Source organism: Pseudomonas sp. CCNWLW23, from assembly GCF_037095675.1.
GTDB classification, from domain to species: Bacteria; Pseudomonadota; Gammaproteobacteria; order Pseudomonadales; family Pseudomonadaceae; genus Aquipseudomonas; species Aquipseudomonas atacamensis.
On sequence record NZ_JBAWKM010000015.1, the window covers coordinates 91,385 to 104,541 of the forward strand.

At 61.0% G+C, this 13,157-nt stretch carries 10 protein-coding genes; 7 read left to right on the forward strand and 3 right to left on the reverse strand.

Annotated features, from left to right (window positions below; all coding sequences use genetic code 11):
- Positions 1 to 103: 103 nt before the first annotated feature.
- Positions 104 to 1,333 carry an acyl-CoA dehydrogenase gene (locus tag V8J63_RS19040; protein ID WP_130889188.1) on the reverse strand — a complete coding sequence of 410 codons (1,230 nt, stop codon included), beginning with the start codon at positions 1,331 to 1,333 and terminating at the stop codon, positions 104 to 106.
- Between the two features lie 171 nt (positions 1,334 to 1,504).
- Between V8J63_RS19040 and V8J63_RS19045 the strand changes: the two genes are divergently transcribed.
- The 3 genes from V8J63_RS19045 (at position 1,505) to V8J63_RS19055 (ending at position 4,077) form a co-directional block, all read left to right on the forward strand.
- Entirely contained in the window at positions 1,505 to 2,434 is a 930-nt protein-coding gene (locus V8J63_RS19045; RefSeq protein ID WP_016775308.1) for a LysR family transcriptional regulator, read from the forward strand.
- A gap of 199 nt (positions 2,435 to 2,633) precedes the next feature.
- The gene (locus V8J63_RS19050) at positions 2,634 to 3,032 is read left to right on the forward strand and encodes a MerR family transcriptional regulator (protein ID WP_016775309.1); all 399 of its coding nucleotides are present in this window, start codon (positions 2,634 to 2,636) and stop codon (positions 3,030 to 3,032) included.
- A gap of 145 nt (positions 3,033 to 3,177) precedes the next feature.
- A complete protein-coding gene (locus tag V8J63_RS19055; RefSeq protein ID WP_122691939.1) occupies positions 3,178 to 4,077 on the forward strand; it encodes a hydroxymethylglutaryl-CoA lyase in 900 nt (299 codons plus the stop codon).
- A gap of 657 nt (positions 4,078 to 4,734) precedes the next feature.
- Here the strand turns inward: V8J63_RS19055 and V8J63_RS19060 are convergent.
- Positions 4,735 to 6,432, reverse strand: a complete 1,698-nt coding sequence (locus V8J63_RS19060; protein ID WP_130889189.1) for an AMP-binding protein — start codon at positions 6,430 to 6,432, stop codon at positions 4,735 to 4,737.
- Between the two features lie 300 nt (positions 6,433 to 6,732).
- On the opposite strand from V8J63_RS19060, the gene V8J63_RS19065 reads away from it, so the two are divergent.
- The 4 genes from V8J63_RS19065 (at position 6,733) to V8J63_RS19080 (ending at position 12,383) form a co-directional block, all read left to right on the forward strand.
- Complete coding sequence (locus V8J63_RS19065; protein ID WP_016775311.1) at positions 6,733 to 7,896, forward strand: isovaleryl-CoA dehydrogenase; 1,164 nt, start codon at positions 6,733 to 6,735, stop codon at positions 7,894 to 7,896.
- A gap of 107 nt (positions 7,897 to 8,003) precedes the next feature.
- Positions 8,004 to 9,608 carry a carboxyl transferase domain-containing protein gene (locus V8J63_RS19070; protein WP_130889190.1) on the forward strand — a complete coding sequence of 535 codons (1,605 nt, stop codon included), beginning with the start codon at positions 8,004 to 8,006 and terminating at the stop codon, positions 9,606 to 9,608.
- A gap of 13 nt (positions 9,609 to 9,621) precedes the next feature.
- Positions 9,622 to 10,434 carry a gamma-carboxygeranoyl-CoA hydratase gene (locus V8J63_RS19075; protein ID WP_281881729.1) on the forward strand — a complete coding sequence of 271 codons (813 nt, stop codon included), beginning with the start codon at positions 9,622 to 9,624 and terminating at the stop codon, positions 10,432 to 10,434.
- Positions 10,434 to 12,383 carry an acetyl/propionyl/methylcrotonyl-CoA carboxylase subunit alpha gene (locus tag V8J63_RS19080; protein WP_336464491.1) on the forward strand — a complete coding sequence of 650 codons (1,950 nt, stop codon included), beginning with the start codon at positions 10,434 to 10,436 and terminating at the stop codon, positions 12,381 to 12,383. Before V8J63_RS19075 ends, V8J63_RS19080 begins: the two co-directional genes overlap by 1 nt.
- 42 nt (positions 12,384 to 12,425) lie before the next feature.
- On the opposite strand, the gene V8J63_RS19085 is transcribed toward V8J63_RS19080, so the two are convergent.
- Positions 12,426 to 13,085 carry a LexA family protein gene (locus V8J63_RS19085; protein WP_071172928.1) on the reverse strand — a complete coding sequence of 220 codons (660 nt, stop codon included), beginning with the start codon at positions 13,083 to 13,085 and terminating at the stop codon, positions 12,426 to 12,428.
- Between the last annotated feature and the right edge of the window lie 72 nt (positions 13,086 to 13,157).

The following is a 13,157-nucleotide window of genomic DNA, read 5'->3' on the forward strand; positions in this document are numbered from 1 at the left end:
GCGGGCAAGCCCGCTCCCACAGGTTCGATGGTGAACACGAGATTCATGTCCACTGTAGATCCCTGTGGGAGCGGGCTTGCCCGCGATGAACGATAACGAGGTGTTACTGGCCGCTACGCATCATCTCCTTCGGCACATACTTGCCGATCTCGAACTTGCCAATCGCCGCGCGGTGCACTTCGTCCGGGCCGTCGGCCAGACGCAGGGTGCGCTGCATCGCGTACATATAGGCCAGCGGGAAATCGTTCGACACCCCTGCCCCACCGTGCATCTGAATCGCCCGGTCGATCACCCGCAAGGCCACGTTCGGCGCGACGACTTTGATCTGCGCAATCTCGCTTTTCGCCACTTTGTTGCCGACGGTGTCCATCATGTACGCCGCTTTCAACGTCAGCAGACGCGCCATGTCGATCTCCATCCGCGAGTCGGCGATCTTGTCGATGTTGCCGCCCAGACGCGCCAGCGGTTTGCCGAATGCGGTGCGACTCACCGAGCGTTTGCACATCAGTTCCAATGCCCGTTCAGCCATGCCGATCGAACGCATGCAATGGTGAATGCGGCCTGGGCCAAGGCGACCCTGAGCGATTTCAAAGCCGCGTCCTTCACCGAGCAGGACGTTTTCGTACGGCACCCGAACGTTATCGAACAGCACTTCGGCGTGACCGTGCGGTGCGTCGTCGTAACCGAACACCGGCAGCGGCCGGACGATTTTCACCCCGGGGGTGTCGACGGGCACGAGAATCATCGAGTGCTGGGCGTGACGTGGCGCGTCGGGGTTGCTCAGGCCCATGAAGATCAGGATCTTGCAGCGCGGATCGCAGGCGCCGGAAGTCCACCATTTCTTGCCGTTGATTACCCACTGATCGCCGTCACGCACAGCTCGGGCGGCCATGTTGGTTGCGTCGGAAGACGCCACATCAGGCTCGGTCATGGCGAACGCCGAACGGATTTCGCCGCGCAGCAGCGGCTCGAGCCAGCGCTGTTTCTGCTCTTCGTTGGCGTAGCGCACTAACACTTCCATGTTGCCGGTGTCCGGCGCCGAGCAGTTGAACGGCTCCGGCCCCAGCAGGGAACGGCCCATGATTTCCGCCAATGGCGCATATTCGAGGTTGCTCAGGCCGGCGCCCAGCTTGGACTCAGGCAGAAACAAATTCCACAGCCCTTCAGCCTTGGCCTTGGCCTTGAGCTCTTCCATGATCGCGGTCGGCTGCCAGCGATCGCCCTCGGCGACCTGGCGTTCGAACACCGCTTCGGCCGGGTAAACGTAAGTATCCATGAACGCAGTTACGCGCTCACGCAGTTCCTGAACCTTGGGCGAATAAGCGAAATCCATGGGTAGTTACCTTCTCGGGCAGAGGTTGTTCAAGTCATGCAATCGATGCTAGAACAGCGCTGATCATTTACCTAGCCTATTCTCGGCGTGTATAAACATTCATCACCAATATATGATCCGCTGATCGTCAGCCCCAAAACACTTGCACTTAATAACAAGAGAAGCCGCGTTATGAATCTGAGCAAGGTCGACCTGAACCTTTTCATCGTCTTCGACGCGATCTACACCGAAGCCAACCTGACCCGCGCGGGGCAGATTGTCGGGATCACCCAGCCGGCGGTGTCCAACGCGCTGGCGCGGTTGCGCGAAACTTTCAACGACCCGCTCTTCGTGCGTACCGCTCAGGGCATGGTGCCCACGCCGATGGCGCAGAACATCATCGGCCCGGTGCGCAACGCCCTGTCGCTGCTGCGCGTGTCGGTGCAGGAAAGTCGCATCTTCAACCCGGCGCAGGCGGTCAAGACCTACCGCATCAGCATGACCGACCTGACGGAAGCAATCATTCTGCCGCCACTGTTCCAGCGCCTGCGCCGCCTCGCGCCAACGGTGATCATCGAAAGCTTTCTGTCCAAGCGCCGGGAAACCACCAAGGAACTCGCGGCCGGGCGTCTGGATTTCGCCGTGGATGCGCCGCTCAATACCGACCCGCAGGTGCGCCACGTCAAGCTGATGGACGACCGTTACGTCTGCGCCATGCGCAAGGGCCACCCAATGGCGGGCAAGGAAAAACTCAGCCTCGACGACTACCTGTCGCTGACCCACATCCATATTTCCAGCCGCCGCAGCGGTCTGGGTTATGTCGATCTGGCGCTGGGCAAAATGGGCATCCAGCGCAAGATCGCCCTGCGCTCGCAGCACTATTTGATGGCTTCGCAAGTGATGCAGCAGACCGACATGGTCATGACCGTGCCGGAACGCTTCGCCCGCCGCCATGATTTGCAGTCGTTCAATTTGCCGGTGAATGATGTGCCCTCGGTGGAAACGCATTTGTACTGGCACGAAAGCACCGACCAGGACCCGGCCAACCGCTGGATGCGCGAGCAGATGATCGAGTTGTGCCAGCAGGTGACGGCGCAGGAGAAGAAGCTGGAGAAGGTGTAGGGCTTTTTTACCGCGTTATCGTTCTTCGCGAGCAGGCTCGCTCCCACAATGAATTGCATTTCATCTGAAGGAACGCGGTCGAATGTGGGAGCGAGCCTGCTCGCGAAGAGGCCTGTACAGACACCCCAAAACCATCCCGCTTGACGTAAACGTAAACCACCGATTAGCTTAGCGCCATGCCCATTTTCCGAGCGCTTTCATGAGCAGTCAGACCTACAGCATTTCCGACCTCGCCCGCGAGCTGGATATCACCACCCGGGCGATCCGCTTTTATGAAGAGCAAGGCCTGCTCAGCCCCGAGCGTCGTGGCCAGGAACGGATCTATTCGCCGCGCGACAAGGTCACTCTGAAGCTGATCCTGCGCGGCAAGCGCATCGGTTTTTCCCTGGCCGAATGCCGCGAGCTGATCGAACTCTACGACCCGTCAGGCGGTAACACCAAACAGCTCAACAGCATGCTGGCGAAAATCAGCGAACGCCGCGAACAGCTCGAACAGCAGCTGCTGGATATCGAACAGATGAAGCTCGAGCTGGACACAGCCGAAGAGCGCTGTGTGCAGGCGCTGGAGCAGACGCTCAAGAGCCAGCAGGCGATCTAGCAAATATTGGTGCCCCTGTGGGAGCGAGCCTGCTCGCGAATGCATTCTGTCATCCAACATTAACGGTGACTGATCCACCGCTTTCGCGAGCAGGCTCGCTCCCACAGGGTTCTTCGTGAACTCAAAAAACAGGCTGGTCCCACCCATGTCCCTCCCCTCCCAAGTACGCCTGATCGAAGTCGGCCCGCGCGATGGCCTGCAGAACGAAGCCCAACCGATCAGCGTCGCCGACAAGGTGCAACTGGTCGATGCGCTGAGCGCCGCCGGGCTTGGCTACATCGAAGTCGGCAGTTTCGTTTCGCCGAAATGGGTGCCGCAGATGGCCGGATCCGCCGAAGTGTTCGCGCAGATCCAGCGCAAACCTGGCGTGACCTACGGCGCACTGGCGCCGAACCTGCGCGGCTTTGAAGACGCGCTCGCCGCCGGGGTCAAGGAAGTCGCGGTGTTCGCCGCCGCCTCCGAGGCGTTCTCGCAGCGCAACATCAATTGCTCGATCAGCGAAAGCCTGGCGCGGTTTGCGCCGATCATGGAGGCCGCCAAACAACACGGCGTTACCGTGCGCGGTTACGTTTCCTGTGTGCTGGGCTGCCCGTATGAAGGCACGGTTGCGCCGGAGCAAGTGGCGATGGTCGCCCGTGAGCTGTACGCGATGGGCTGCTATGAAGTGTCGCTGGGCGACACCATCGGCACCGGCACGGCGGGCGCGACCCGGCGCCTGTTCGAGGTGGTCTCGGCGCAGGTGCCACGGGACAGACTCGCCGGGCATTTCCACGACACCTATGGCCAGGCCATGGCCAACATCTACGCCAGCCTGCTCGAAGGCATTGCGGTGTTCGACAGCTCTATCGCCGGCCTCGGCGGCTGCCCGTACGCCAAAGGCGCGAGCGGTAACGTTGCCACCGAGGACGTGGTGTACCTGCTCGATGGCCTGGGCATCGAGACCGGTATCGACCTGGACGCCTTGATTGCCGCGGGCCAGCAGATCAGCGCAGTGCTCGGCCGTCCGAGCGGTTCGCGGGTGGCCAAGGCGCGCAGCGCGCAGTGAGGTGTTACCGCTGCGTCAGCGATGTGGGCAAAAGCGAGTAACACGGAAACAAATTGTCTGGCTTTGCCTGGAGTCGAAAAAGCCTGAAAAAGTTAAGCCGTTGATTTATAAAGGCTTTTAAAAGTTGGCACGACACCTGCTATCTCTATCGCATAACAAGAATAAAAAGCCGCAAACCAATAAAAACAAGACGAAACGACTCTGACATAACAAGAACAACACGGCAGAGACGCAGCTAACAGATTTTTTTGGAGAAGGTGTGCTTTTCAGGGTGCTCTCAGGAGTGACCCGCAACCGGGCAGAGAACAATAAAACTACCTTCAGGTAGCTCCCGAATCGGTTGGATCGTTAAACGAGAAAGCAGATCAGCGCTCAAAAAAATACGTTTGCTCTTGACCCCGGATGGGGGTCGCCAAAAAGCTGTACAGGGCCACGGTTGCCAAAAACAACAACAGACCGACCCTCAATAATAAAAAGAGCACGCAACGACAAATTAAAGGGGAGCTTCGGCTCCCCTTTGTGCTTTCTGCGATTCGTCTCTCTATCACTGCACCCCTGTGGGAGCGAGCCTGCTCGCGAAAACGGTGTGCCAGACACATTTGCGCTGAATGACACACCGCATTCGCGAGCAGGCTCGCTCCCACAGAAGTTTTGTGATTATCCCTCGATTGTTTTCAGCTCCTCGATACTGATCTCGCGCATCCTGAATTTCTGGATCTTGCCCGTCACCGTCATCGGAAACGCGTCGACGAATTTGAAGTAACGCGGTGTCTTGAAATGGGCGATGCGTTCCTTGCACCAGGTTTGCAGCTCCAGCTCCGAGGCGCTGTGGCCGGGGTGAAATTTGATCCAGGCGACGATTTCCTCACCGTAGCGCGTGCACGGAATGCCGATCACCTGCACGTCGGCCACCGCCGGATGGGTGAAGAAGAACTCCTCCAGCTCACGGGGGTAAACGTTCTCGCCGCCACGAATGATCATGTCCTTGTTACGCCCGGCGATGTTGACGTAACCCTCCTCGTTCATGCTCGCCAGGTCGCCGGTGTGCATCCAGCCGGCCTCATCGATGGCTTCGGCGGTGGCCTGCGGGTTGTTCCAGTAACCGAGCATCACGCTGTAACCGCGCGTGCACAATTCGCCAATGGTGCCGCGCGGCACGAGGTTGCCGGCGGTGTCGATGATCTTGCTTTCCAGTTGCGGCTGGGTGCGCCCGACCGTGGTGACGCGCAATTCCAGCTCATCCGCAGGCCCGGTCTGCAGCGACACCGGGCTGGTTTCGGTCATGCCGTAGGCGATCTGCACTTCGCTCATGTGCATTTCGTTGATCACCCGGCGCATGACCTCAATCGGACAGGTGGCGCCGGCCATGATCCCGGTGCGCAGGCTCGACAGGTCGAAGGTCTGCCGCTGCGGCTGATCGAGCATGGCGATAAACATGGTCGGCACACCGTACAGCGCCGTGGCTTTTTCTTCGGCCACCGCTTGCAGGGTCAGCGCCGGATCGAACGCGTCATTGGGGTAAATCATCGTGCTGCCATGGGTGACGCAACCGAGGTTGCCCATGACCATGCCGAAGCAGTGATACAGCGGCACCGGAATCACCAGACGATCGGCAGCCGTCAGGCCGAGGCTTTCGCCGACCATGTAGCCGTTGTTGAGAATGTTGTAGTGACTGAGGGTCGCGCCCTTGGGGAAACCGGTGGTGCCGGAGGTGTACTGGATGTTCACCGGTTGATCGAAATGCAGACTGGCGCTGCGTTCGCGCAGCTGTTCGGACAAGACGCTGGCGGCCAGATCGCTGAGCTGCGACCACGGCAGAAAACCGGGCGGCGGATTGGCATCGAGGCTGATCACGCCGCGCAGCTCCGGCAGGCGTTCGCTGCGCAGCTGACCGATGGCGTGCTCGGCCAATTCTGGCGCCAAGCTCTGGAGCATCGCGTGGTAATTCGAGGTTTTGAATGCTCCGGCGCAGACCAGCCACTGACAGCCGGATTGCTTGAGCACGTACTCGAGTTCGGAGCTGCGATAGGCGGGATTGATATTGACCAGGATCACGCCGATCTTCGCCGTGGCGAACTGGGTAATGCACCACTGCGCGCAATTCGGCGCCCAGATGCCGAGGCGATCGCCGGTCTGCAAGCCCAGTGCGAGCAAGGCCCTGGCCTGCTCATCCACCGCGTCGGCCAGTTGCCGCCACGAATACCGCAGCCGTTGATGGCGCACCACCAACGCCTCGCCGTCCGGGTGTTGCGCGACAGTCTGATCGAAGCGCTGACCAATGGTCATCGCCAGCAGGGCGTGGTCCTGAGAGCCACGGCTGTAGCTGCGCTGCGGGTTTGCACTGGGTTGATCCATGACGACCCCTATTGTCTTTATTAGTGGGTTTTCCCGGTTTTGAATCCCTGTGGGAGCGAGCCTGCTCGCGAATACGCTGCGTCATTCACCCTTTAGGGCGACTGATACAGCGCTTTCGCGAGCAGGCTCGCTCCCACCAGAAACAAACCGATATCTGATCCTGAACTGCCCTTACTCTCGCCCAAGTTGACGCTTACGTAAAGCCGATTGACAGTCCAACTGTGGAAGCTTTACGTTAACGTAAAGCTGAACGCCGATTCGTCGTGCGCTCCACCCGATAAAAAAGCCAAAAGGTGCCACATGAGCTATCCATCCCTGAATTTCGCCCTCGGTGAAACCATCGACATGCTGCGCGATCAGGTGCAGTCCTTCGTCGCCGATCAGATCGCCCCGCGTGCTGCGCAGATCGACCACGACAACCTGTTCCCCGCCGACATGTGGCGCAAATTCGGTGACATGGGCCTGCTCGGCATCACCGTGCCGGAAGAGTACGGCGGCGCGGGCCTGGGTTATCTGGCGCACGTAGTGGCGATGGAAGAGATCAGCCGTGGCTCGGCGTCGGTGGCGTTGTCCTATGGCGCGCACTCCAACCTTTGCGTCAACCAGATCAACCGCAACGGCAACCACGAACAGAAAAGCAAATACCTGCCGAAGCTGATCAGCGGCGAGCACGTCGGCGCCCTGGCGATGAGCGAGCCCAACGCCGGTTCCGATGTGGTCTCGATGAAGCTGCGCGCCGACAAACGCGGCGACCGCTTCGTCCTCAACGGCAGCAAAACCTGGATCACCAACGGTCCGGACGCCAATACCTACGTGATCTACGCCAAGACCGACCTGGAAAAAGGCCCCCACGGCATCACCGCGTTCATCGTCGAGCGTGACTGGAAAGGCTTCAGCCGCAGCAACAAGTTCGACAAGCTCGGCATGCGCGGCTCCAACACCTGCGAGCTGTTTTTCGATGACGTCGAAGTACCCGAGGAGAACATTCTCGGCGTGCTCAACGGTGGCGTGAAAGTGCTGATGAGCGGCCTCGATTACGAGCGCGTGGTGCTCTCCGGCGGCCCGACCGGGATCATGCAGTCGTGCATGGACCTGATCGTACCGTACATCCACGACCGCAAGCAGTTCGGCCAGAGCATCGGCGAATTCCAACTGATCCAGGGCAAAGTCGCCGACATGTACACCCAGCTCAACGCCAGCCGCGCTTATCTGTACGCGGTGGCCCAGGCCTGCGAGCGCGGCGAAACCACGCGCAAGGACGCGGCCGGAGTGATCCTCTACACCGCCGAACGCGCCACGCAAATGGCCCTCGACGCGATCCAGATTCTCGGCGGCAACGGCTACATCAACGAATTCCCCGCCGGCCGCCTGCTGCGCGACGCCAAGCTCTACGAAATCGGCGCCGGCACCAGCGAGATCCGCCGCATGCTGATCGGCCGCGAACTGTTCAACGAGACGAAATGAATTTCGTCAGCTGCAAGGCGCAAGCTACAAGCTGCAAGAGATCCACGCTCTTGCCCCAACTTGCAGCTTGCCGCTTGTAGCTAGAAGCTGCTTACGGAGTAAGCCCCATGATTCTGCACACTCAGCTCAACCCGCGTTCAGGGGAGTTCGCCGCCAACAGTGCGGCGATGCTCAAACAGGTTGACGCGCTGCACACCCTGCTCGCTCAAGTCGCGCAGGGCGGCGGTGTCAAAGCTCAGGAACGCCACACCTCGCGGGGCAAATTGCTGCCGCGCGAGCGCATCAATCGCTTGCTCGACCCCGGCTCGCCGTTTCTCGAAATCAGCCAACTTGCCGCCCATGCGGTTTACGGCGAAGACGTGCCGGCTGCCGGGGTGATCGCCGGCATCGGTCGCGTTGAAGGCGTTGAATGCATGATCGTCGCCAACGATGCGACGGTGAAAGGTGGCTCGTATTACCCGCTCACCGTGAAAAAACACCTGCGCGCGCAGACCATCGCCCAGCAGAATCGCCTGCCGTGCATTTATCTGGTGGATTCCGGTGGTGCCAACCTGCCGCGTCAGGACGAAGTGTTTCCGGATCGCGAGCACTTCGGGCGGATCTTTTTCAATCAGGCCAACATGAGCGCCATGGGCATCCCGCAGATCGCTGTGGTCATGGGCTCGTGCACCGCTGGCGGCGCGTATGTGCCGGCGATGGCGGACGAAGCGATCATGGTGCGCAACCAGGCGACGATTTTCCTCGCCGGCCCGCCGCTGGTGAAAGCCGCGACCGGTGAAGTGGTCAGCGCCGAAGATCTGGGCGGCGCCGATGTGCATTGCAAGACTTCTGGTGTGGCCGACCATTACGCCGAGAACGATGAACACGCCCTCGCCCTCGCCCGCCGCAGCGTCGCCAACCTCAACTGGCGCAAGCTCGGCGAGGTGCAGCAGCGCACGCCGATTGCGCCGCTGTACCCCAGCGACGAGTTGTACGGCGTGGTTCCGGCTGACGCCAAGCAGCCATTCGATGTGCGCGAAGTGATCGCGCGGCTGGTCGACGGTTCGGTGTTCGATGAATTCAAAGCGCTGTTCGGCACCACGCTGGTCTGCGGTTTCGCGCACTTGCACGGCTACCCGATCGCGATTCTGGCAAACAACGGCATCCTCTTCGCCGAAGCCGCGCAGAAAGGCGCGCACTTCATCGAACTGGCCTGCCAGCGCGGCATCCCGCTGCTGTTTCTGCAGAACATTACCGGTTTCATGGTCGGCCAGAAATACGAGGCCGGCGGCATCGCCAAACACGGCGCGAAACTGGTGACCGCAGTGGCCTGCGCCAAGGTGCCGAAATTCACCGTGATCATCGGCGGCAGCTTCGGTGCCGGCAACTACGGCATGTGCGGGCGCGCTTACGATCCGCGTTTCTTGTGGATGTGGCCGAACGCGCGGATCGGCGTGATGGGCGCCGAACAGGCCGCCGGTGTGCTGGTGCAGGTCAAGCGCGAACAGGCCGAACGCAGCGGTCAGGCGTTCAGCGCCGAGCAGGAGACCGAGATCAAGCAGCCGATTCTTGATCAGTACGAAGAACAGGGTCACCCCTATTATTCCAGCGCACGGCTGTGGGACGACGGCGTCATCGACCCGGCGCAGACCCGCGATGTATTGGCCCTGGCCCTGTCCGCGTCGCTGAACGCGCCAATCGAACCGAGCCGCTTCGGCGTGTTCCGGATGTGATGGGGAGAATCTGATGAACGACTTCAATACCCTCGAACTGCAAACCGATCCACGCGGTTTCGCGACGCTGTGGCTTAACCGCGCGGAGAAAAACAACGCCTTCAACGCCGAGATGATCCGCGAACTGATCCTCGCTCTCGACAAGGTCGCCAGCGATTCGAGCCTGCGCTTCCTGCTGCTGCGCGGGCGCGGCAAGCACTTCAGTGCCGGCGCTGACCTGGCGTGGATGCAGCAATCAGCGGAACTCGATTACCACACCAACCTCGACGACGCCCGCGAGCTGGCCGAGCTGATGTACAACCTCGCCAAACTGAAAATCCCCACTCTGGCTGTGGTTCAGGGCGCGGCGTTTGGTGGCGCGCTGGGCTTGATCAGTTGCTGTGACATGGCGATCGGCGCCGATGACGCGCAGTTCTGCCTGTCGGAAGTGCGCATCGGCCTGGCACCGGCCGTGATCAGCCCGTTCGTGGTGCAGGCGATCGGCGAGCGTGCGGCACGGCGCTATGCGCTGACTGCCGAGCGCTTCAGCGGGCAGCGGGCGCGGGAGATCGGCTTGCTCGCCGAAAGCTATCCTGCGGCGGAACTGGAGCAACAGGTCGAACAGTGGATCGACAACCTGCTGCTCAACAGCCCCGCGGCCATGCGCGCCAGCAAGGACTTGCTACGCGAAGTCGGCAACGGCGCGCTGACCCCGGCCCTGCGCCGCTACACCGAAAATGCCATCGCGCGGATTCGCGTCAGCGCCGAAGGCCAGGAAGGCTTGCGCGCCTTCCTGCAAAAACGCCCACCGAACTGGCAAGCCGCATCCACCAAGGAGTCGCGTTGATGAGCGCACCTGTGATTACCACCCTGCTGGTGGCCAACCGCGGCGAAATTGCCTGCCGCGTGATGCGCACCGCCAAGGCTTTGGGCCTGACCACTGTCGCCGTGCACAGCGCCACCGACCGCGATGCGCGGCACAGCCGTGAAGCCGATATCCGTGTGGATCTGGGCGGCAGCAAGGCTGCCGAGAGTTATCTGCAAATCGATAAATTGATCGCCGCCGCCAAGGCCAGCGGTGCCCAGGCGATTCATCCCGGCTACGGTTTTCTCTCGGAGAATGCTGGATTCGCCCGCGCCATCGAAGCCGCCGGACTGATCTTCCTCGGCCCGCCCGCCGCGGCCATCGATGCGATGGGCAGCAAATCCGCCGCCAAGGCGCTGATGGAAAAGGCCGGCGTGCCACTGGTGCCGGGCTATCACGGCGAAGCGCAGGACCTCGACACCTTCCGCGAAGCCTGCGAACGCATCGGTTATCCGGTGCTGCTCAAGGCCACTGCGGGGGGTGGCGGCAAAGGCATGAAAGTGGTCGAGGATGTCAGCCAACTCGCTGAAGCCCTCGCCTCGGCGCAGCGCGAAGCGCAGTCGTCGTTTGGCGACTCGCGGATGTTGGTGGAAAAGTATTTGCTCAAGCCACGTCATGTGGAGATTCAGGTGTTCGCCGATCAGCACGGCAACTGCCTGTACCTCAACGAGCGCGACTGCTCGATCCAGCGTCGGCACCAGAAAGTCGTCGAAGAAGCCCCGGCGCCGGGCCTGACGCCCGAGTTGCGCCGGGCAATGGGCGAAGCGGCCGTGCGTTCGGCGCAGGCGATCGGTTATGTCGGCGCCGGTACCGTGGAGTTTTTGCTGGATGCGCGCGGCGAGTTTTTCTTCATGGAGATGAACACGCGGCTGCAAGTCGAGCACCCGGTGACCGAAGCAATCACCGGGCTCGATCTGGTCGCCTGGCAGATTCGCGTCGCCCGTGGGGAAGCGCTGCCGATCACTCAGGCGCAGGTGCCACTCAATGGTCATGCGATCGAAGTGCGTTTGTATGCCGAAGATCCGGCGAATGATTTCCTGCCGGCCACCGGGCGTCTGGACTTGTACCGCGAATCGGCGCAGGGACCGGGGCGGCGGGTAGACAGCGGCGTCGAGGAAGGTGACGAGATATCGCCGTTCTACGATCCGATGCTCGGCAAACTGATTGCCTGGGGTGAAGATCGCGAACAGGCGCGCTTGCGTCTGTTGAGCATGCTCGACGAGTTTGCGATTGGCGGGCTGAAGACCAACATCAATTTCCTGCGCCGGATCATCGCGCATCCAGCGTTTGCGGCGGCAGAGCTGGATACCGGGTTCATTCCGCGCTATCAGGAGCAATTGCTGACAGCACCAGGCACGTTGAGCGATGAGTTCTGGCAGGCGGCGGCGCAGGCGTTTGCGCAGAGTTTGCCGAAGCGTGCGCGGGCGGATGATCCCGCCTCCCCCTGGTCTTACAGCAGTGGTTTGCGCGCAGGCTTGCCGGCGGAAATTACCTTGCATTTGAGCTGCGAGGGACAGGATCGCGCGTTGACCTTGAGAAGTGAGGCCGATGCAAAACTGCAGGGCGAAGCGCTGACCGTCGAGCATGACGGCGTGCGCCGCCCATTGCGGGCGATTCGTCAGGGTGGCGCCTTGTATCTGGAATGGGACGGCGAATTGCGGCGCATCGAGGCGTTCGATCCGATCAGTGCCGTTGAAGCCAGCCACAGCCATCAGGGCGGTCTGACCGCGCCAATGAACGGCAGCATCGTGCGCGTGCTGGTCGAAACGGGACAGTCGGTTGAGGCCGGGGCGCAACTGGTGGTGCTGGAAGCCATGAAGATGGAACACAGCATCCGCGCGCCGCAGGCCGGTGTGATCAAAGCGCTGTATTGCCAGGAAGGCGATATGGTCAGCGAAGGCAGCGCTTTGGTTGAACTGGAAGAAGGATGAAATAAAAGGATCGACCCTCGCCTTGAGCGAGGATCGATTCGCTCAGTAACGCGCCGTTGCCTGAACCACCACGCCGATGATCCGGCATTCATCGGTTAGCAGGGTTTTCGGCCAGGTTGGATTGAGCGGCACCAAGTAACGCTGGCCGGCCTGTTCGTCGAGTTTGCGGAAAATCGCTTCTTCGCTGTCCGGCCACTGGGCGATCACCAGTTTGCCAGGCACTGCCTCCAACTCTGGGTCAACCAGAATCAGCATGCCCTCGGCAACGCTCTGGCCGCTCGGCGCGGTCATCGAATCCCCCGTCACCGTCAGCCAGAACGCGGCACCGCCACGAGCGTGGTAATCCGTCAGTTCGAAGCGCTGCTTCGCTGATGCTCCGGGATAGCTCGCCGCAGTGTCACGCACTTCGCACGGTGCACGCCAATCGCAGACCGGATAACGGAAGTACGGGTTGTACTTCTGCGCCAGCGGCATTTCGTCTTCCGGCGTCGGCTGCGGCTCGCGAATCACCAGAACGACTTCCAGGAAGTCCATTCCCAGCGCCTTGAGCACGCGGTTCATTTCGGTAACACCGGGTTCGCGACGCTTGTTCAGCCAATGACCGATCCCGCCCTGGGACATGCCGACGCGCTCTCCGAGCTCTGTTTGAGTGACTTTGAGTTCACTCATCTTGGCCTTGACCAACTCAATCCATTTATCCATGTGCCGCACCTTACGCGGACGTCTTCGACCGGCAAAACACATATTGTAGTATTTAAATTCTCGTCACAAATA